The sequence below is a fragment of the Citrobacter sp. Cpo100 genome (assembly GCF_030332595.1).
GTDB classification, from domain to species: domain Bacteria; phylum Pseudomonadota; class Gammaproteobacteria; order Enterobacterales; family Enterobacteriaceae; genus Citrobacter; species Citrobacter portucalensis.
Window position 1 is genome coordinate 331885 of sequence record NZ_JAOWHM010000035.1, and the last position, 20940, is coordinate 352824.

Consider the following 20940-nt stretch of genomic DNA (forward strand, 5'->3'; position numbering starts at 1 on the left):
GTTCTTCCTTTTCACTGGATGAACATTAAGTATAGACACCGCCCTGCAACCGTGGCGCTGCCTGCGCCAGTATCCCAAGAATGTCTTCCACTACCTGCGAAGGTGGATTGGTGGCATCAACGATATAGTGCGCAGCCTCACGATACAAAACATCGCGCTGGGCGAGCACTTCCTGAACCTCTTCGGTCAACGGTTTGCCGGTTAGAGTCGGTCGCAATCCTTCTTCAGGCGTGGCCTCCAGACGATCAACCAGTACCGATACCGGTGCGCTTAGATAGATAACCACGCCGTGGCTGCGCATGTAATGACGATTAAATTCGGTAAGAATGATACCGCCGCCGGTTGCAACAACCGTGGCAGGAGCTGTAACAGCCTGCAGAGCGGTCGTTTCCTGGGCACGAAACCCTTCCCATCCTTCTCTTTCGACGATTTCCGCCACGGTCATTTGCACGTGCGATTGCAACCAGCGATCGGTATCAACGAACTGGAAATCAATAGCCTTTGCCAGCGCCATACCGGTTGTCGTCTTACCACACCCCCGGGGGCCAACAAGAAAAAGAGGTTGCGTCATCACAGAATTTCCCCAGAGAGCCGCCAACAAGCGGGATCTGATGCGGTTAAAAATATAATCATATCATCAAACTAGTACATCGCCAAAACTGTAAAGAAAAAATTACAGAAGGAATGGCGAGATGAGTTAACCCCTACTATAACAAGAATTCACAATGAATAAAGTGTAAATAATAAATTACACACCCTATTTTCTACGCTGAACTTCCAGCCACCACTTATCCAGTTCAGCCGCAAAATGCTGTCTGTCGCGGGGCGAAAGGCTGTCCGGCCCCCCGGTCTGGATACCGCTGGCTCGCAGTGTATCCATAAAATCACGCATCATCAGACGCTCGCGGATCGTGGCTTCGGTATAGCGTTCGCCGCGCGGGTTAAGCGCCGCCGCACCTTTTTCAATCACTTCAGCCGCCAGCGGAATATCTGCCGTTATCACTAAATCACCGGCGCTGCACTGACGCACAATCTCGTTATCAGCCACGTCAAAGCCCGCAGGCACACGTAATGTGCTGATGAAACGCGAAGGCGGGACGCGCAGGCTTTGGTTGGCCACCAAAACAAGCGGCATTTGCATGCGCTCAGAGGCGCGGTACAAAATGTCTTTAATCACATTCGGACACGCATCGGCATCCACCCATATTGTCATAACTTCTCCCCACTGGTGTGCTGTCGCACATTGTCGCGTGCTTTTACTTTCAGGCAAAGTGCTGTTTCTCCTTCTGAACATATTCATTCCGCGCTAAGCTTAGCTTTCCCAGATTTACCCTAAATAATTCGGGTTGCAGGCAGGCGGCAAGAGAATGAGTCCGGATGAGCTTACTCTGGTAAGTGATTCGGGTGAGCGAACGCAGCCAACGCACATGCAACTTGAAGTATGACGGGTATAAAACAATGAATATCATCCATAGGGAGTGACAAGATGGACAAGAAAATTGGTTTTATCGGCTGCGGTAATATGGGCAAAGCCATTCTTGGCGGCATGATCGCCAGCGGTCAGGTTCTCCCCGGACAAATCTGGGTCTACACCCCTTCCCCCGATAAGGTCGCCGCGCTGCACGACCAGTACGGCATTAATGCGGCGCAGTCTGCACAAGAAGTCGCGCAGATCGCTGATATTGTTTTTGGGGCCGTAAAACCAGGCATCATGATTAAGGTGCTGAGCGAAATTACCTCCAGCCTGAACAAAGATTCCCTTGTCGTCTCGATTGCCGCCGGTGTTACCCTCGATCAACTTGCCCGCGCGCTGGGTCATGACCGTAAAATCATTCGCGCGATGCCAAACACGCCATCGCTGGTGAACGCCGGAATGACCTCCGTCACGCCAAACGCCTTAGTCACGCCGGAAGATACGGCCGACGTGCTCAATATCTTCCGCTGCTTTGGCGAAGCTGAAGTCATTGCGGAGGCAATGATTCATCCGGTCGTTGGCGTCAGCGGTTCAGCACCGGCCTATGTATTTATGTTTATCGAAGCGATGGCAGATGCCGCCGTTCAGGGGGGGATGCCCCGCGCACAGGCTTATAAATTTGCAGCACAAGCGGTAATGGGTTCGGCGAAGATGGTTCTGGAAACGGGTAAACATCCTGGCGAATTGAAGGATATGGTGTGCTCGCCGGGTGGAACCACCATTGAGGCGGTACGCGTCCTGGAAGAACGCGGTTTCCGTTCATCGGTGATTGAAGCGATGATTAAGTGCATGGAGCAGTCGGAAAAACTCAGCCGCTCCTGAGTTAACACCGCCGGACGTCAGGCCGCCGCTTCAGTGCGGTTACGTCCGGAATTCTTTGCTTTGTAGAGAGCCATATCTGCTGATTTTAACCATTCTCGATAGTGTTCAGTTTCAGACGTCAGCGGCGCAACGCCCACGCTAATGCGCAGGTCAACCTGCGGCGCGCAGGATAAACGCAGTTGGGTAAGCCGTTCGTGAACACGAGACATCGCTGCAATCGCGCTGCTCGCTGACGTGCCACACATGATTACCGCAAACTCATCACCGCCAAAGCGACCAATCACATCGCTACCGCGTAAGGTCATCTGTAACTGGCGGGTCAGTGCAACAATGGCCTGATCCCCGACGTCATGGCCCCAGGTATCATTGATACTCTTAAAATGGTCGATATCGATGATAAGGAGCGTGGCATCACGCTGATGGCGGCGGCAATTATCAAATTCATTCCGCAGCAACAGTTCCCAATGACGTCGGTTATAAACCCCGGTCATCCCATCTCGCGTGCTCATAACCTGTAAGCGACGTTTATGTTCTGCCAGCCTGATGAGCGTCTGGTAACTCACCCAGGCAAACAGCAACGGGTAAACCACTAACACCGGCAGCGACAACAGCACACTCAGTTGCGTACTGCTAAAAGCCACGGGAATATCCGTTAACTGTAACGTCACCAGGCAGGAAACCACCATCAACACGACGCCTGCGATGAAGACACGCATACCCCCTGCGCCCATCAGGTTGATACAGATAATCATCAACAGCGCCGTGGATGGCAGCAAGTTTATCCCCATAATCCCCATCCACATCCCGGCGAGGATGGCATCGGCTTTTAAGTTGGTATATTCGCTATGCAGTGGATCGATAGCTTTACTTGCCAATTGCCATGCCAGATGCGGCCAGACAAACGCCCATCCCACCAGCAAAAGCCACCAGCCTCCGGTTATTGGCTGAGAAACTAATACCGACGCGATAGGGAAAAACATTCCCCCCAGTCCCACCGCTCGCGGCAGCCTGATTCGTCGGGCAAATCGCAGACCGGAACGTTGGTGGTCATTTTGATGAAGCAATATAAATGCTTCATTCGGGACGACCTTCTTTTGATAAAAATTTTCATCATTCATCGTATTTGGGAATATTCTGAAACAAATTTCCCAAATTATAGGAAGGGGTCTGGTGGCGGAAGTATGATATTTCGGGTGAGCGATTTTACCTGCTCACCCGGAAGTGCTAAGCAGATTTTTTCAGGCAAGCGCTCATAAACTTATTACGATCATCGCCTTTCAGAGACTGTTCCGTCGCCTTGACGTTGCATTCACGCATTTTCTGCTGCTGCGGCGTCAGGCTCTTTTCCTCAGGCGCAGATTTACTGTTTTTCAGGCAATCACTCATATAGGTCTTACGCGCATCCCCTTTTAAGGTCTGCGCCGTGGCCTGCTGATTGCAGGTGGTCATACGCTGTTGTTGCGGGGTTAACGTCTTCTCGGCAGCACCGACGGTAGTTAAAAAAATAAGGCCAAAGAGTAACGTCATTAATAATGTAATTTTCATAGCACCATCCTTTTCTGAACGACGACACGCAGGTAAGTTTGGCTGCTAACGATAAAAATACCACCCGACGGCAAAAGTATTGCCGTCGGGTGTCAGCTTATTTCAGTCCTAACGCGGCTTTCATGGTGTAAAACAGATCGGTTTGATCGGTCAGGCCAACCACATTCGCCGCATGAGGGCCATAGGCTGCAATACGCAGTTGGCTGCCGGTGTGCTCCTGGGACTCTTCTTCAGAGTTGCCATAGCTGATGACCATCACCGCGCCATCTTTAGTGTTCAGCGCCTGCGTTAAACCGGGTGCTTTAGTATCCGGTGCGACAATCTGGCTGGCATGCGCGTGGTCAGCGGTTACCACAACCAGGGTGTTGCCATCTTTCTTCGCAAAGGCAAGTGCACGCTGCACCGCTTCATCCAGATCGACCGTTTCACCAATTTGTCCACACGGGTTAGCGGCGTGATCTTGTTTATCGATCGACGCGCCTTCTACTTGCAGGAAGAAACCTTTCTCATTTTTGCTTAACAGCTCAATCGCTTTATCCGTCATCTGCGCCAGCGTTGGCACGCTGTCGTTACGTTTTGGATTTGGCGTACAGGTCACTACCGGCTTATCCAGGTTGCCGTGATAAGACGCTTTCGGCCCTTCCCAACGCACTGGCATATTACCGTCTGAGAACAGACCCAACAGCGGTTTATCCTGATTCGCTTCGCTAACAGCCGCCAGCGTCGCGGCATCACTCACCATCTGGTAACCACGGGCCTGGGCTTGTTCTCGCAGCGTTTTACCCTGCCACTCACCTGCCGTAGCGGTTTCAGTAAAAGTCTTTGCTCCGCCGCCTAACGTAACATCCGCACGAGCATTCAATAATTGTTCGGTAATTGACCCTTTACCGCCTTTTTCCAGCGCGTTCGTCGGGCATTTTTCAGCCGTCACGCTCGGACCATAGCATTTACGCGAAGTGACATGGGCAACCAGTGCGGCCGGCGTGGCATCCTGCAATTCAGCCGTGGAAACGTTGCCTGTCGCCAGACCTGCCGCTTTGGCCATTTCCAGAATCGTGGTGTGATCTTTTTCATGAATATCCACACCCAGCGCCCCGTTATAGGTCTTCACGCCGGTTGTCCATGCTGTCGCAGATGCTGCTGAATCTGTCACATAATCGGGCTTGCCCGTTTTCTTATCCAACGCATAATATGTGTATTGTCCGGTCAACGGTAAAGCATCAATACCTTTAAAAAAGCCGCCCGCGCCTTCAGCATAATTTCGCGCTGCCGTTATTTCGGAGTCGCCCATCCCATCGCCAATCAGTAAAATTATATTTTTGGCCGGTTTATCGTTCAGGGATTCGCGCAGAGCTGCCGTTTGATCGGCAGACAATCGGCGAGCGCCACCCGGCGTGGTGATATCTCCCTGAGCAGCACGATTATCCATAACCGCTACAGTAGATGTTTCTGCATTAATAACCGGGGTAAACAGCAAAGGTAACAGGGCAATAGCCAGAGCGCTTTGTTTCACTTTATATTCTCCATGTATAAATACGGTAAAATTAAAACAAAGCGACTATAAGTATTTGATGTGACACTTTTATGATAATTTGTGGTTACCCCACCACAGATGGATCACAACGCTTTTGGTACGCACTCACCAGCATTATGTATGTTCGTCAGAAACGCGGGCATGCGGTTTCCGCCAGCCAGCGCCCCCTCAATTTGACGAATAAATATTTGCCGATCGTTCCACGCCATATTGCGCAGCATTTCGATGATTACCCGCTCTAACGTTTCGACCTGTGCCGCCAGATCTTGCGATTCTTCTTCTTTTTGCGCGAGCTTAAGTAACAACTCAGTGACGAGGTTTTTCATTTGCCTATTCCCTTAACAAAATATGGGTCACGTTATCATTAAGGCTCACGACTGCCTAGAGGATGAAAGTTGTATTTTTATAAGAAATAAAACGATTTGCGAAAACAATCACAACACAAAATAAGGGAAAATGAGTCCTGAAGCAGGATGATTCAATATAAAAAGGTAAGAAAATTAATAATCACACAAATATATAATACACAATTATGGATTAACAACGCTGACAAGCAGCGTTGTTAATCAGGACCTCAACGAGCCTCGCGCCGACGTCGCAACGCGATAGCCAGTTGCCAGATATTGATAAGCACAATGCTTGCTGTAGCAATGAACACCCAACGGAACCCCGCCATTGCCGAAACCGTTGCCCCCATCAATGGCCCTGCGACGTTGCCAAGGTACATAAATGACTGGTTATAGCCAAAGATGCGTCCGGTTATCTGGTCGCTGGAGTATTTCACCAACAGCGTCTGCACCGCCGGCAACATCGCACCATCAGCAAAGCCGAGCAGAAAACGTAGAATTCCCAACTGCAACGGCGTGGTAACCCACGACATGGCAAAAAACAGCACCACCGCGAAGATTAACGTCGCCATTAAAATCCGCTCAGTACCAATACGGTCGCCTAATTTACCAAGTCGGGGCGCGGAAATCAGAGCAGAAATGCCCGGTACTGAGGCTATCAGCCCACTGAGAAAAGCAATATTCGAACTGTCCGGGACCATTGATTTAATAAACAGCGCCAGAATAGGCCCAATTGAGCCGTTACACAGTTGAATCACCATGGTGGTAAAAAACAGGCTGATCACCAACGCTGGATGCGAAAGCGAGGCAAACACGGCCTTCCCACTCAGACGTTCGCTTTTTTTAATCGTCGGGCGAACGCCCTCTTTGATCAAGAACAGTGTGACCAGAAAACTCACCACCAGCAAGGCGGCGGTAATACAGAATACCGCTCGTAAGCCAACATGATCGGCGATAAAGCCTCCCATCAGCGGTCCGCCAATGACGCCGCTAATTTGCGCCGTAGAGAGCGTACTCAGCGCCCAGCCGCTGCGCTCGCGTGGAACCTGGGACGCAACCAGCGCCATCGCATTAGGAATATAGCCGGAGGTTAACCCCATCACCCCGCGCAGCAGAAAAAGCTGCCAGACGTTAGTGGCAAATGCCTGTAGCAAAATCGCAATGGCCATCCCCAGTGAGGCCCGCAGCAGCATCAGCTTGCGTCCTTTACGGTCGGCCAGACTGCCCCACATCGGAGAAACAATGGCTGAAATCAGGAAGGTGACGCTGAACGTTAATCCGGACCACATTGATAGCGCTTCATGCGAGGTCACGCCCAGTTGGGAGATATAGAGTGGTAAAAAAGGCAAGATTTGGCTAATCGCCAGTCCGGTAAAAAAGCACCCGAACCAAACGGAAATAAGGTTAACTCTCCAGGATTCCATAAGGACTCATAACGATAATTAGCTGAAAACTGCGAGAAGCTTAACAAATTACTTAGCCGAATAAGGGTCTACAGGTGCGATAAATCACAGTTTAGGATTTTATCTTCCCGCTCATCATATTTGTGATATAGCTCACATCAAACCCATAATATAAACAGGGGATTGTGCTTCCCGCGCGATCTGCGTGTATGTCCCCTTCTAATCCCCTGTCATTCGCCAAAACAATCTGCCAGAAGCCGAGGAAACCTGCGTTTTGTCGTGGTAATGTATGTGCTTTGCATTCATGGAATGGGTTTTTAAGATGGCAAAGTTGCGGGTAGGAATCGTATTTGGTGGTAAATCAGCGGAACATGAAGTGTCATTGCAATCGGCAAAAAATATTGTCGATGCCATCGACAAGACTCGCTTTGACGTTGTGCTGTTAGGTATTGATAAACAAGGGCAATGGCACGTCAGCGATGCCAGTAACTATCTGCTCAATTCAGACGATCCGGCGCATATTGCGTTGCGACCTTCTGAGACCAGCCTGGCGCAGGTACCGGGTAAACAAGAGCACCAGTTGATCGATGCACAAAACGGTCAACCGCTGCCGACGGTCGATGTTATTTTCCCGATCGTACACGGTACTTTGGGTGAAGATGGCTCTCTGCAGGGCATGCTGCGCGTGGCGAACCTGCCGTTTGTCGGTTCTGATGTGCTGGGTTCTGCTGCCTGTATGGATAAAGACGTGACCAAACGTCTGCTGCGTGATGCCGGGTTAAATATCGCGCCATTTATTACGCTCACTCGCGCGAATCGCAACAGCATCAGCTTTAGTGAAGTGGAATCCCGCCTGGGTCTGCCGCTGTTTGTAAAACCGGCCAACCAGGGATCGTCCGTTGGCGTCAGTAAAGTAACCAGCGAAGCCCAATACGATCAGGCCGTCGCGCTGGCATTTGAATTCGATCATAAAGTCGTTGTGGAGCAAGGGATCAAAGGCCGCGAGATCGAATGTGCGGTACTGGGCAACGATCATCCGCAGGCCAGTACCTGTGGTGAGATCGTGCTGAACAGCGATTTTTACGCTTACGACACTAAATACATTGACGATAACGGTGCCAAAGTTGTCGTTCCGGCAGCAATTGCGCCAGAGATTAACGATAAGATCCGCGAAATCGCCATTCAGGTCTACCAGACTCTGGGCTGTGCCGGCATGGCGCGCGTGGACGTCTTCTTAACTGCTGAAAACGACGTTGTGATCAATGAGATCAACACGCTGCCTGGCTTTACCAACATCAGTATGTATCCGAAGCTGTGGCAGGCGAGCGGTTTAGGCTATACCAATTTGATCACTCGCCTGATCGAACTGGCGCTGGAACGCCATGCTGCGGATAGCGCGCTGAAAACCACTATGTAAACCCGTCAGGATGCCTGATAGAGCTATTGGGCATCCTTTGCTTCATCATCTTCAACGCGGCGGCGGATGATTAATCCGGCCAGCCAAAAGCTAATCACCCAGGTCACCAGCCCCACCGCATAGGTTTGCCATCCCTGCGCTTCAAAACCTAATAACCCCACCACGCCATTCAGAATAAAGATAAGCCCAATAGCGAAGGCATAGTAGTGCCAGTCTCGGCGGATTTTTACAGGCAGGTTCATAACAGCTCCGGTGGAAATACAACACAGTAAGGCATCCTCGCACATTTCCCCGAGGGCGTCTGTGGCCTGTGCGGAATTTCTTAAATGTAACTCAGTTTAACTTAAGGTTACATAATTGTGACCGCCAACAAAAAACCGAAATCCAGGAATAATCTCTACCTGAAATTACCATCATTCTGATATTGACATTGCCGATCACCTGTCAGACTCACTCTCAGTTCCAGGCATTACGTCAAAAAAGCAGGTTATTTCCGGAGGTCTTTATGGCTGATTTTACGCTCTCAAAATCCCTGTTTAAGGGCAAGCATCGGGATCCCTCCTCCCTGCCCGGCAACATTGCGTATGCCGTATTTGTGCTGTTTTGCTTCTGGGCGGGTGCACAGATTTTAAATCTGTTGGCTCACGCGCCCGGCATCTATGAAGAACTGATGCAGCTGCAAATGCAGGAGACAGGACGCCCGCGGGTTGAAATCGGTTTAGGCGTCGGTACCCTCTTTGGACTGATCCCCTTCCTGGCCGGAAGCCTGATTCTTGGCGTCATAGCGGCGGTCATGCGCTGGCGTCACCGTCATCATAAAGATGACTGATTCATACACTTCGCCCGACGATCGTCCACCCGTTTAGCAAACCATGCGGTAGTCAGATTACGCGTGATCTTCGGGCTTTCCAGTTGAATGCCCGGCAGCATTTCACGGGGTAACGTTTTCCCGGTCTTCGCTTCCGCCAGCTTATAAACCTTTTCGTACAATGCGGTTTTTTCAAAGGCCAGGCTGTCACCTTTTTGCAGTTGCTGGCGGATCTCACTCTCGCTCATCCCTAGCTTCCCGGCCAGTTTACGTACCGCCAGCTCCGTTTTGCCCGGCTCACTGCTGCCATAGAGAATCAAATCCCCGTCCATCGCCAGCTTCACTCCACTGGCTTTACTGACCGCATTCTGGAAAGCTGCATTGCGGCTGGCATACCATCCGGCATTAAAATCGGCGAAGCGGAAGATTGGCGCACTGTAATTCGCCGGGTAGTTGAGCAGATGATACGTACCGAACCACAACCCACCACGGCGGCTAAACACTTCCTGACGTACCGTCCCCGCCATTTTCCACGGATACCCGCTGGTGTGCTGCTCAGCAAACGCGATACTGACCTGCATTGGACCACCGGTATGGACCGGATTAAGCGATCCGAACAATGTCTGCCCCATCGGCACCATGTTGATGAAATCATCAAAGATGGCGCTAAGCTGTTTTTCCGTCTTCACCGTATCCAGACGCTCGCTGTAGCTTTTCCCCGTTGGCGAGTTAATCTTTAGCGCGGTATGCACGACAAACAGCGGGATATGCATGCGTTCTGCGCGACGGTCAATCTCTTTCCAGGCTATTTTGCTTAAACCAGGAACAGCCGGATCGGCCTGGAAGTTTGACTCCTGCTGCGCTACCGCCAGCACCGAACAGATGTTTTCAACCGTCGGTGCCAGCTTCTGGCTTTCAAAGGTCTTTGCCAAATCCTGAGCCCATGCGTCCCGGTCTTTCACGCTGGCGGGCATTTTCTGGCGCACCACGCTCGCCACATCGACGGCTTTTTCCCCTTTTTTTAGCGGCTGCGCGGGTTGACTACTGCATCCCACCAGCACTAATGCTGCCAGACCGGACAAGGGGTAAAGACGGGAAACCGTCGACATAACATCTCCTTTTGTTAACTAAGAGTATGGGTAACTTCCTGAATTTCCTGACCATCAAGCTCGCGCTCAAAGCTTCGCAGACGCTTATAAATAGACATTAGTTCCACTAACGTTGTCCAGGAGTTAATCAAATACTGGAACGAGCCGCGCACCTGGCCAAATACGTTGGTGATTTGCGTCATCAGGCCGAGCGTAATCGTACCGGCAACAATTGACGGAAACAGCAGGAACAAACCGAAAACGTTATCAACCTGCAGGTAAAGAATACGGGCGATATTGAAGTACATATAGTGAAAATAGAGGCGGAAGTAGTTTTGCCGTACCGCATGGAACAGTTCACGCACCGTCGGTGGCGTCGCACGGTTGCCATCATCTTCGCCATAGACCAATTCTTTACGATAGGCCGCTTCCACGCGCTGGTTTTTAAACTCCAGCCCGGGAAGTTTTATCCCGACCACGGCCAGTAAACCGGTTCCCATCAGCGACCAGACAATCGCGGCAATCACAAGGCCATAAGGCACATGTCCAACAATCGGCAGGTCAGGAACATGGGCAGAGAGCGTAACCAGTACAGGCAGGAAGGCAATCAGCGTCATAATCGCGTTGATAAAGCTGACGCCCATATCTTCCAGCGTAGAAGCAAAACGCATGGTGTCTTCCTGCACACGCTGCGCTGCGCCTTCGATGTGACGCAAATGCTGCCAGTGCGCCATATAGTGTTCGTTCATCGCGGTACGCCAGCGGAACACATAGTGGCTAACGAAGAAGTTGTTCATCACACCAATGACCACGGCTATCAGCGCAATGCCGAGAAAAACGCCCACTTCATGATAGAACTGCTCAATCTTCACCTTGTGTGGTGCGCTGAGCGCAGTTTGAATCAGGTCATAAAATGGCGCATACCAGGCGTTGACGGCGACGCCGACTTCAACCAGAAACCAGGTCACAAAAATAATCAGCGATGTGCCCAGAATAGACCAGTACTGCCAGCGATGTGGGCTGTAGAGAAACCAGAACAGCGCGAACACCCCGACACAAAGAATGTAGTACGCATAAAAAATCAGGTAATCCAACGACCAGAAACGCGCTGCGCTAATAGGTACGTCTCCCGACGCGCCGGTAATATGTGCAACCCAGGCTCCCCCACCTGCTTGCCAGAATACAACGGCGACGAGTGCCCAAATAAATGCCGAAATAAAGAACGGCCCCGGCTTTGGGAAAAAAGACTTAAACATAGTGCTCTCCTGCTAACTTCTTATCGTTATGACGACTGCTGTGCATTTGCCACCGTAGAGTGCGGAGGCCAGACGGCTTACGCCCAAAAACACAAGCTGAAACCGACAATTGTGACCAAAACCGAGGCACTTAGTTCGCACCTCGGTTATGAAGAATTGTTTCTGTGGTTTTCACACTCGACAACGTTCCAGTATGTGCAGATTATCACAGCGTGAGATCACAAAAGCGAACATCCGCAATCCAGGAAACTCCTGTGTTTACTCATCGTTACGTTTTTCCCACTATCATTGGTTGATAAGCGCTTTGCAATACGCCGATGAGTAGTATAAATACGCATACGCACGACATCCTTTTTCACTTTCTCTAACTCATGGACACCACCGTTGAAACGTAGTCTGCTTTTTTCTGCCGCGCTGTGTGCGGCGTCATTGACATCTGTCCAGGCGGCACAGCCTATAACCGATCCGGTCTTCGCCTCTGATATCGTTGATCGTTATGCCGACCATATATTTTACGGCAGTGGTGCTACGGGGATGGCGCTCGTGGTGATTGATGGTAATCAGCGTGTATTTCGCAGTTTTGGTGAAACACGCCCCGGCAATAATGTTCACCCGCAACTGGATTCCGTAATCCGCATTGCCTCAATTACCAAATTAATGACCAGCGAAATGCTGGTGAAATTACTCGATCAGGGCACGGTCAAACTCAACGATCCATTGAGTAAATATGCACCTCCTGGCGCACGCGTACCCACTTATCAAGGAACACCAATTACGCTGGTGAATCTGGCGACGCATACCAGCGCACTGCCGCGCGAACAGCCTGGCGGCGCGGCCAAGCGCCCGGTGTTTGTCTGGCCAACCCGCGAGCAGCGCTGGAGCTATCTCTCAACGGCTACGCTTAAAGCCGCACCAGGATCGCAGGCTTCTTATTCCAACCTGGCGTTTGACCTGCTGGCCGATGCGCTGGGTACCGCGTCCGGTAAGCCTTATCCGCAGCTGTTTGAAGAAAAAATCACCCGCCCGCTGGGGATGAAAGACACCACCTTTACGCCGTCCCCCGATCAGTGTCGACGCCTGATGGTCGCGGAAAAAGGTGCCAGCCCTTGTAACAATACGCTGGCAGCGATGGGCAGCGGCGGCGTCTATTCAACGCCAGGCGATATGATGCGCTGGATGCAGCAGTATCTTTCTTCTGACTTTTATCATCGTAGCCAGCAGGCCGACCGGATGCAGACGCTGATTTACCAGCGTACGCAGTTAACTAAAGTGGTGGGAATGGACGTTCCAGGCAGAGCCGATGCGCTTGGTTTGGGCTGGGTCTACATGGCGCCGAAGAATGGCAGACCGGGGATTATTCAAAAAACCGGTGGCGGCGGTGGCTTCATTACCTATATGGCGATGATCCCACAGCAAAACGTTGGGGCATTTGTCGTAGTGACGCGCTCTCCGCTGACCCGTTTTACCAATATGAGCGACGGTATCAACGAACTGGTTGCAGAATTGAGCGGGTACAAACCACAGGTCATTCCTGCATCCTGATTCAATACTCAAAAGGCAAACGGTTAATGCACACCAGTTTGCCTTTATTCATTTCAATGTAACCGCCTTTACGCAATGCTGCGAGAACCTCAGCGACAACCGAGCGTGAAATTCGTGTGCGTTGGTGAATATAGTTCATAACGCCGATGCGTGAACGAAGGGCTTCATCCCATTTCGTCATAGAGATCAATGTCGCGCGAATCTGATCGTAGGAGTTGTTGCCGATCAACTGCAGATCGCGTAATTCAAGCATGGAGTTTTGCCATGCCAACCAACAAAATGCTTCACGCCAAAGCTGGCACTCTTCAATTATATTAATTGTTTGCGAGGCGGGTAAATGGTATCCCGTACAATCGCTTTCCGTGATTAATCTGTATTGTATATCTGTTTTTATCACACCATCTGAAAGCCCCATAATAAACGGTGCCTGCGCAATACCGACCAGCACATTCTCCCCTCGCCTCAGAGAAATCACACCATTTAAAATGATAAAGGTATCGTCACTGTTTATATCACTGGAATAAATTATTTCTTTATCGTTATCACACTCAAAGTGTTTGCCATATTTTGACAAACATTTATCAAGCTTACCAAATTCCACAAGCGGTTTATTTGCAGACAACATTTGGGCATCCCTTGCAATAAATGCCCGTCAAATCCGTGACGGGCATTTTTCTGAGTTAGTTTATCTTTTCTTTAACAACAAGAGATGTCTTACCAGGTATATTTAACACCAACATTTGCAGACCAGTCTTGATCAACATCGCCACCACCGAGGTAGTTAGCATCGGTGTATGCGCTGAAGTTTTTGGTAAAGCTGAACTGAGTACCCAGTCCAACACGTACCGCAGAACCTTCTACACCGTTGTCGATAGAGTCGCCGTTTACGTCAGAATCGTTGTTAGAGTCGTCGTAAACGTAGGCCAGTTTGAAGTACGGGGTCAGCGCCTGGTCGTCGCTATAAGCGAAGGTATAACCTGCATCGACACCGAGTTCGTAACGCATGCTGTCATAAGACTGGCTATCAACTTTCATGTCGTTGCTCAGCTTATAGTCATCACCAGACTGGAACAGACCGGATACGCTGCCGTATGGCGTTACGTAACCTGCATCACCCAGCTTCAGGTCATAACCCAGTTTCAAGCCAAAGCCCCAGGCGTCAGATGAGGTGCTGCCATCAACATACTCACCGTTGCTCATGTTGGCAGACAGATCGTTGTTGAAGTGAGAGTAGCTTAAGTTACCGTCAACAAAGATGTTGTTGGCAAAGTGAGCAGAAGAGTAGATGTAGGCAGTCTGGCTATCCTGATCCACCTGACCGGTACGGTCGCTCATATCACCTTTCGCGAAGCCTGCTGCAGCACCGACAATCCACTTAGCGTTGTTACCATCAATTTTGGAATCAACACCGACCATGATGCCGTTAACATCCTGATCGTAGTTAATGGTGCCGTTATCTGCATCGAAGCTACCACCGAAGTAGCTTACCCATGCGCCACCGTTATCAACCAGACCATGACGCGCGTTAGTCAGACGAGTACCAACGGTATCTTGTTCCAGGTTCCAGATATTGGTGTTAGCAGACGGAATGCTCAGTGCCATGTTCGCGTAGTCTGTCAGTTCCATCTGCTGCAGAACAACGGTGTTACCCTGCTGCTGTGCCTGATAGGTGTAAGCACCCAGATCAGCTTTGTTAGCTGCAGAGAAGGTCGCAGTGCTGTTCGCGTCGTTAACGTAGACCAGCTCGTTACCTTTGTAATCTGCAACAGAACCTGCGCCAGTCGCGTTGTCGATACGGACTTTATAGTTACCGGTTGCCGCCGCTACATGGTCACCATAGTTATCAACTTCAGACTGATCGCCTGAGGTGTCGGAATCGCCGTTACCGTTGATAGTCAGATGACCATCAGAGTTCATCGCGATCACGCCATAACCGTAGTTAGACTGAGATTTATCGTTAGTGCGATCGTTGTTCAGATCAGCATTCAGCACATAGTCAGTGCTGTTGATGTCGAAAACACCCGCGTTAACATGGTTATAAGCGTCGGTGTAGCTAGTCAGGTTCAGGGTATCAACCTGCAGTGCATTACCGGTACTGTTACCCACATCCAGAACGCCGTTGTTAGTGACGTTAATGGTGTTTGCATATAGCGCAGCATCAAGCACATTCCAGCCTGCCGAAACATCATCGGCGATTGTGACAGTACTGTTGTCGATAGACAGCGTATCAGTTGCAACATGACCATCTTCGTTGATGTTCAGTGCAGAAGCACCGGTCAGAGAGATGGAGTCAGCAACCAGCTCAGAATCACCCACGTTGACGACAGAACCGCTGTTGATGCTCAGGGTATCAATCAGGGAAGTTTTGGTGGTATCCCACTGTGAAGCACCGTTCAGCGTGACGTTGAACAGGCCGCTCTGGTAGACAGCGTTGCCAACTACATGACCATTTTCGTCATAAGAAGTTGTGTCGCTATCAATACCGTAGGTTGAATAAGGCCACAGGCTGTTAGCGGTGATGTCAATCAGCGTAGCGGTGGCTTCAGTACCTACACCGTAAGTAGTGATATCACCAACACCATCACCGTCCAAATCAATGGATCCGGTTTGATGAACTGATTGTGCAGCACCAACCCATTTACTACCATTATTTAAGGTCAAATTCAGACTATCAGTACCATCCCAACCGTTGGTGTCTACATCACTATCAGTGTCACGATAGCTATCCGCTCCATTCGGGAAGAAGTTTTCATCAAAGTTGCTGGAGAAGACGACATCCCCCATCAAAGTTGAGTTGTCAAACGTAGCAGTAGTCTGCATAGCATTATCAGCATTTGGATTCGCAACAACCGCTAATGCAACATCGTCCCATTTGTTTGCAACAGCGGCATCTGCATATCCATCACCATCTGTATCGACAGAAACAAAATTCGCAGTGCCGCTGTAGTCGCTTGCATTGCTGGTGTTACCAAACCAACCGGTGGTGCCTTCGTCAGTCCATGAACCAGAGGTCAGAGTAGAGTCAGTAACAGCGATAGTGTTGTTAAATACTTCACTGCTGTTTACGCCAGTGCTGACGGTATTATCGTCAATATCTGCCCACTCGTAACCCTGAGTCAGGGTAATGCCAGCGACGTGAGAGTTGGCGGAGATAGACAGATCAACTTCTTGATCCAGCGTGATAGCCGTACCCAGGTTATAAACGTCGACAACGTGTGTGTCAGCTGCGTCATTATACGTACCGTTGTAGGTATAATGTTCGTAGTTGTCATCGATAGTTGAATTGATGACGTTCATCGCCAGACGATCGTAGTAATAGTCAGTACCCGTACGGTTAGTACAATCCGTGGTCATACATTCGGATGTCACCATACCGTGAATGGTGCTGTTTTTAATCGTCAGGCTATTGTTATTGCTGTTAGTTGACAGTCCATCATCCAGATAATAAGTAGAAATAACGCCGTTGACAGTGGCGTTATTGATTACCGGATAAATATCACCGTTATAAATACTATCGGTATCGTAATTGTTCCAACCGACATATCCATCATAATAGACGCCATCCGCATAAGATGCGTCATTATAATGAGCAAACGTTGTGTAGGTGGTCCCAGAGATATCAGTTGAAGCATTCGCCTGAGAAGTGATTGCCAAAGTGCAGGCTAATGCTAATTGTGAGACTACAAGTTTCTTTTTCCAAGTGTGCATTTGTCATCCCTCCTCAGGGACGTAATATAGTTGATCCATCAATTATCAATGCAAAGAAAACATTTTATGTTTCGCGGGGAAGATTATGCGGTTTCACAAAGGAAAGGTTCAATTATTCTTTGGTTTAAGTCCGATTACGGACAATAGATATGCAAATTATTCGAAACAGCAAATAAACGTAAAAATCATTTTTATTTTAGACAGTTACATGTAAAACCATTGGCGAAACAATATATTGAAATTATGATTAGCTTAAAAATCAAACGTCAGCAAATAAATACCGTTAAATCTCGCCACTTAATTAAAAATTAAATTAAACTAAATTCACCATAAAACTAATCACTATTTAAAATAGTCATAATTACAAAAATAGAGATAACACATAATACCAAGCATTGGTAACATCAACATAACCTCGGCATAACGCCAACTTTCGTAAACCCCTCGCCCTCAGGTTCGGGTATACTACGGCCTTCGATTCCACAAACATCAGGCATACCATGACAGACCTAATCCAACGCCCTCGTCGCCTGCGCAAATCCCCTGCGCTGCGCGCTATGTTTGAAGAGACAACACTCAGCTTAAATGACCTGGTGTTGCCGATCTTTGTTGAAGAAGAACTCGACGATTACAAAGCTATCGACGCCATGCCCGGCGTGATGCGCATACCAGAGAAACACCTGGCGCGCGAAATCGAACGTATTGCTAATGCAGGCATCCGCTCGGTCATGACCTTCGGGATTTCTCATCACACCGATGAGACCGGCAGCGATGCCTGGAAAGAAGACGGTCTGGTGGCGCGCATGTCGCGTATCTGTAAGCAGACCGTACCGGAAATGATCGTCATGTCCGACACCTGTTTCTGTGAATACACCTCGCACGGTCACTGCGGCGTATTATGCGAACACGGCGTTGATAACGACTTAACCCTTGCTAACCTCGGCAAGCAGGCAGTCGTTGCCGCAGCAGCGGGCGCAGATTTCATCGCCCCTTCAGCCGCAATGGACGGCCAGGTACAGGCGATTCGCCAGGCGCTGGACGCCGCGGGCTTCACCGATACTGCGATCATGTCCTACTCCACCAAGTTTGCCTCTTCTTTCTACGGCCCGTTCCGTGAAGCCGCAGGCACGGCGCTGAAAGGCGATCGTAAAACGTATCAAATGAACCCGATGAATCGCCGTGAAGCGATTCGCGAATCGCTGCTGGATGAAGCCCAGGGCGCAGACTGCCTGATGGTGAAACCGGCTGGCGCGTATCTCGATATTCTGCGTGATATCCGCGAGCGCACCGAGCTGCCGATTGGCGCTTATCAGGTCAGCGGTGAATACGCGATGATCAAATTCGCGGCGATGGCAGGTGCAATAGATGAAGAGAAAGTAGTTATGGAAAGCTTAGGCTCGATCAAACGCGCTGGCGCGGATCTGATCTTCAGCTACTTCGCACTGGATCTGGCTGAGAAAAAAATCCTGCGCTAACCACTTTGTTGCCGAATGGCGACTTCGCCTTATCGGGCCGACAGTTCCAGGCCCGATAAGTAAAATCCCACCAACAATCACCCTGCCCGATAAAAAGGCTGATCCCCGAGGATCGTCGCCCGGTGCATAATACGCCGCTGCGGCAGATAATCCGCATTGGCATAATGTTGCGTGACGCGATTATCCCAAATCGCCACATCGTTGGGCTGCCAGCGCCAGCGCACCTGAAACTCCGGTTTGGTGATATGGGCGAATAAAAAGCTTAGTAACGCCTCGCTCTCTTTTTCCGTCACATCGACAATTCGCGTAGTAAATCCCTCATTCACAAACAGTGCCTGTTTACCGCTTACCGGATGGGTCCGCACCACCGGATGTAGCAATGGCGGATGTTTCACCACCGCATCCAGCCAGCGCTGATGCTCCTCTGGTGTCTTGCGGTATTTATATTCCTGGAACGATTTACGGAAATCATGCTCTGCCCGCAGGCCACTCAGCAAATGACGAAACGGCTCAGACAATGCCTCATAAGCAGCAATTCCGCTGGTCCATAGAGTGTCTCCCCCGGCCGATGGCAGCTCTTTTGCTGCCAGAATCGCCCCGGCAGGCGGCGTGTCGATAAAGGTGACATCGGTGTGCCAGTTGTCGTTATCCGGCGGATTATCGTTATGGGTATCCAGCACGATAATTTCCTCTACCCCTTCGGCATGTGGATAGACAGGGTGAATATGCAGATCGCCGAAACGCAGCGCCAGTGCCCGCTGCTGTTGTGGCGTAATCACCTGCTGCCGCAGAAACACCACCTGGTGGCGCAGTACCGCATGATAAAGCTGTTCAAACTGATTATCGCTCAGCGGGCGCGTCAAATCCGCACCAGTGATTTGTGCGCCAATGTACGGCCCCAGCGGGGTAATGCTCAGACGTTCACTCATTGTACTTCTCCATGCCAGGGCGTCAGGCGACGCTGAAGCGCGCGCAGACCCAGTTCTAAAATAAATGCGATAACGGCAATGACCGCGATCCCTGCCAGCACCACATCCGTTGCCAGAAACTCACCGGCTGACTGCACCATAAATCCTAACCCTCGCGTGGCCGCGATCAGTTCAGCTGCCACCAGCGTCGACCAACCCACGCCAAGCCCGATGCGTAACCCGGTGAGGATCTCCGGTAATGCCCCCGGCAAAATAACAAACCACAGCACCTGCGCACGGCTTGCCCCCAGCGACTGCGCGGCGCGCACTCTCACCTGCTGCGCACTTTTCACCCCCGCCAACGCCGACATCGCCACAGGGGCGAAAATCGCCAGATAGATCAACAGGATCTTGGAGGTTTCACCGATGCCAAACCAAATGACCATCAGCGGTAAATAGGCCAGGGGAGGAACCGGACGATACAGTTCAATGATCGGATCGAGAATGCCGCGCATCGTCGGACTCAGCCCCATCGCGATCCCAACCGGAACGCCCAGCAGCACTGCCGCCAGCAGCGCGATAACAATACGCGTCAGACTCGCCGCCAGATGCTGCCACAGCGTGGCATCCATAAACCCTTGCGGCCCGGCAATGACGATCAGCTTTTGTAAAACCTGTCCCGGCGGCGGTAAAAACAGCGGACTGATTAACTGCAGCGCCGCCACCGTCCACCACACCGCCAGAATGACGGCCAACGTACCAAGGCTTAAGGTAATCTGCCGCGAGAACGGCCAGCGCCAGTTCAGCACCCGCTGGCGACGGGGTTTATCATTAATCACCACGCTCATGAGAATGCCTCCCGTTGTTCAAAGACCCGACCTAACACGTACTCGCGCATGGCGATAAACTGCGGATCGGACTTAATGCTGCGGCTCGACTCTCCGGCCACAAAGCGACGGGCGAAATTGAGCGGCAGACGTTCCAGTACCCGGCCTGGTCCTGGGGACAGCAATACCAGTTCTGTCGCCATAAACACCGCTTCTTCAATATCGTGGGTAATCAGCAGCACCTGTTTGCCAGTCTCATGCCACAGCTTCAGCAGCAGGGTTTGCATCTGCTCGCGGGTAAAGGCGTCGAGCGCACCAAAGGGTTCATCCAGCAGCAACAACTGCGGGTTGGCCGCCAGCGCCCGGGCAATGCCGACGCGCTGACGTTGTCCACCGGAAAGTTGCCAGATAAAGCGTTTTCCCGCGCCCTCCAGCCCGACTTTCTGCAACATCTCCAGAGCAATACGCTGACGCTGCGGCTTGTCCACGCCCGCCAGCTGCAGACCAAAAGCCACGTTGTCCTGGACGTTACGCCAGGGCAGCAGACCTTCGTTCTGGAACACGACCCCGCGATCTGCCCCCGGACCATCAACCCTGTTACCCGCCAGCGTGATGCTGCCATGCTGATACGGCACAAACCCAGCAATCAGATTTAACAACGTGGTTTTCCCACAACCGGAAGGCCCGAGTACCACCAGCAGTTCACCGCTATCGAGCGTCAGGTTGATATCCTCCAGCGCCGGTTTTCCACCGTAGCTGGCGGCAAGATGAGAGATTTGCAGCATC

Annotated in this window: 20 protein-coding genes; 5 read left to right on the forward strand and 15 right to left on the reverse strand. The window is 50.9% G+C overall.

Going from position 1 to position 20940, the window contains the following annotated elements:
* Positions 1-25: 25 nt before the first annotated feature.
* Positions 26-571, reverse strand: coding sequence for a shikimate kinase AroL (gene aroL, locus OGX96_RS14045; protein ID WP_008783910.1), 546 nt, complete (start codon positions 569-571; stop codon positions 26-28).
* A gap of 186 nt (positions 572-757) precedes the next feature.
* The gene (locus tag OGX96_RS14050) at positions 758-1213 is read right to left on the reverse strand and encodes a YaiI/YqxD family protein (RefSeq protein ID WP_008783909.1); all 456 of its coding nucleotides are present in this window, start codon (positions 1211-1213) and stop codon (positions 758-760) included.
* A 273-nt stretch (positions 1214-1486) separates the two neighbouring features.
* Here OGX96_RS14050 and proC point away from each other — a divergent pair, with 273 nt between their 5' ends.
* Positions 1487-2296 (forward strand): pyrroline-5-carboxylate reductase, encoded by an 810-nt coding sequence (gene proC, locus OGX96_RS14055; RefSeq protein WP_003021462.1) that lies wholly within the window; start codon positions 1487-1489, stop codon positions 2294-2296.
* A 17-nt stretch (positions 2297-2313) separates the two neighbouring features.
* On the opposite strand, the gene adrA is transcribed toward proC, so the two are convergent.
* From adrA to OGX96_RS14080, 5 genes are all read right to left on the reverse strand, one after another.
* Positions 2314-3429: a diguanylate cyclase AdrA gene (gene adrA, locus OGX96_RS14060; RefSeq protein ID WP_286583482.1), complete on the reverse strand. Its 1116-nt coding sequence runs from the start codon at positions 3427-3429 to the stop codon at positions 2314-2316.
* Between the two features lie 91 nt (positions 3430-3520).
* Positions 3521-3841 (reverse strand): phosphate starvation-inducible protein PsiF, encoded by a 321-nt coding sequence (psiF, locus tag OGX96_RS14065; RefSeq protein WP_003830956.1) that lies wholly within the window; start codon positions 3839-3841, stop codon positions 3521-3523.
* Positions 3842-3938: 97 nt separating this feature from the next.
* On the reverse strand, positions 3939-5354 hold the full coding sequence (phoA, locus tag OGX96_RS14070; RefSeq protein ID WP_286583365.1) for an alkaline phosphatase: 1416 nt from the start codon (positions 5352-5354) through the stop codon (positions 3939-3941).
* A gap of 104 nt (positions 5355-5458) precedes the next feature.
* Positions 5459-5701: a sigma-S stabilization anti-adapter protein IraP gene (locus tag OGX96_RS14075; protein ID WP_079935136.1), complete on the reverse strand. Its 243-nt coding sequence runs from the start codon at positions 5699-5701 to the stop codon at positions 5459-5461.
* Between the two features lie 248 nt (positions 5702-5949).
* Positions 5950-7146 carry a multidrug efflux MFS transporter gene (locus OGX96_RS14080; protein WP_048226321.1) on the reverse strand — a complete coding sequence of 399 codons (1197 nt, stop codon included), beginning with the start codon at positions 7144-7146 and terminating at the stop codon, positions 5950-5952.
* 301 nt (positions 7147-7447) lie between these two features.
* Here OGX96_RS14080 and ddlA point away from each other — a divergent pair, with 301 nt between their 5' ends.
* Positions 7448-8542, forward strand: coding sequence for a D-alanine--D-alanine ligase (gene ddlA, locus OGX96_RS14085; protein ID WP_286583368.1), 1095 nt, complete (start codon positions 7448-7450; stop codon positions 8540-8542).
* A 23-nt stretch (positions 8543-8565) separates the two neighbouring features.
* Here ddlA and OGX96_RS14090 read toward each other — a convergent pair whose 3' ends face one another.
* Positions 8566-8784 carry a DUF2754 domain-containing protein gene (locus tag OGX96_RS14090; RefSeq protein WP_003830949.1) on the reverse strand — a complete coding sequence of 73 codons (219 nt, stop codon included), beginning with the start codon at positions 8782-8784 and terminating at the stop codon, positions 8566-8568.
* A gap of 263 nt (positions 8785-9047) precedes the next feature.
* On the opposite strand from OGX96_RS14090, the gene OGX96_RS14095 reads away from it, so the two are divergent.
* On the forward strand, positions 9048-9371 hold the full coding sequence (locus OGX96_RS14095) for a DUF2755 family protein (RefSeq protein WP_032942507.1): 324 nt from the start codon (positions 9048-9050) through the stop codon (positions 9369-9371).
* Here OGX96_RS14095 and OGX96_RS14100 read toward each other — a convergent pair.
* Positions 9356-10459 carry a DUF1615 domain-containing protein gene (locus OGX96_RS14100; RefSeq protein ID WP_008783898.1) on the reverse strand — a complete coding sequence of 368 codons (1104 nt, stop codon included), beginning with the start codon at positions 10457-10459 and terminating at the stop codon, positions 9356-9358. The two genes, OGX96_RS14095 and OGX96_RS14100, sit on opposite strands and share 16 nt — an antisense overlap.
* Before the next feature lie 14 nt (positions 10460-10473).
* A complete protein-coding gene (sbmA, locus tag OGX96_RS14105) occupies positions 10474-11694 on the reverse strand; it encodes a peptide antibiotic transporter SbmA (RefSeq protein ID WP_057067136.1) in 1221 nt (406 codons plus the stop codon).
* 384 nt (positions 11695-12078) lie between these two features.
* On the opposite strand from sbmA, the gene ampH reads away from it, so the two are divergent.
* On the forward strand, positions 12079-13236 hold the full coding sequence (gene ampH, locus OGX96_RS14110; RefSeq protein WP_003830945.1) for a D-alanyl-D-alanine-carboxypeptidase/endopeptidase AmpH: 1158 nt from the start codon (positions 12079-12081) through the stop codon (positions 13234-13236).
* Between the two features lies 1 nt (position 13237).
* Here the strand turns inward: ampH and iprA are convergent, their stop codons facing one another.
* Both iprA and ehaB read right to left on the reverse strand, forming a co-directional pair.
* On the reverse strand, positions 13238-13861 hold the full coding sequence (gene iprA / locus OGX96_RS14115; protein ID WP_003830944.1) for a hydrogen peroxide resistance inhibitor IprA: 624 nt from the start codon (positions 13859-13861) through the stop codon (positions 13238-13240).
* Between the two features lie 89 nt (positions 13862-13950).
* Positions 13951-16944 carry an autotransporter adhesin EhaB gene (gene ehaB, locus OGX96_RS14120; protein WP_286583371.1) on the reverse strand — a complete coding sequence of 998 codons (2994 nt, stop codon included), beginning with the start codon at positions 16942-16944 and terminating at the stop codon, positions 13951-13953.
* A gap of 500 nt (positions 16945-17444) precedes the next feature.
* Between ehaB and hemB the strand changes: the two genes are divergently transcribed.
* Positions 17445-18419: a porphobilinogen synthase gene (gene hemB / locus OGX96_RS14125; RefSeq protein WP_286583374.1), complete on the forward strand. Its 975-nt coding sequence runs from the start codon at positions 17445-17447 to the stop codon at positions 18417-18419.
* A gap of 77 nt (positions 18420-18496) precedes the next feature.
* On the opposite strand, the gene tauD is transcribed toward hemB, so the two are convergent.
* From tauD to tauB, 3 genes are read right to left on the reverse strand one after another with little or no spacing between them, the layout of a single operon-like run.
* Positions 18497-19348: a taurine dioxygenase gene (gene tauD, locus OGX96_RS14130; RefSeq protein WP_286583379.1), complete on the reverse strand. Its 852-nt coding sequence runs from the start codon at positions 19346-19348 to the stop codon at positions 18497-18499.
* Positions 19345-20175: a taurine ABC transporter permease TauC gene (tauC, locus tag OGX96_RS14135; RefSeq protein WP_008783892.1), complete on the reverse strand. Its 831-nt coding sequence runs from the start codon at positions 20173-20175 to the stop codon at positions 19345-19347. Before tauC ends, tauD begins: the two co-directional genes overlap by 4 nt.
* On the reverse strand, positions 20172-20939 hold the full coding sequence (gene tauB / locus OGX96_RS14140; protein ID WP_048235995.1) for a taurine ABC transporter ATP-binding subunit: 768 nt from the start codon (positions 20937-20939) through the stop codon (positions 20172-20174). The genes tauC and tauB overlap by 4 nt, the downstream gene beginning before the upstream one ends.
* Between the last annotated feature and the right edge of the window lies 1 nt (position 20940).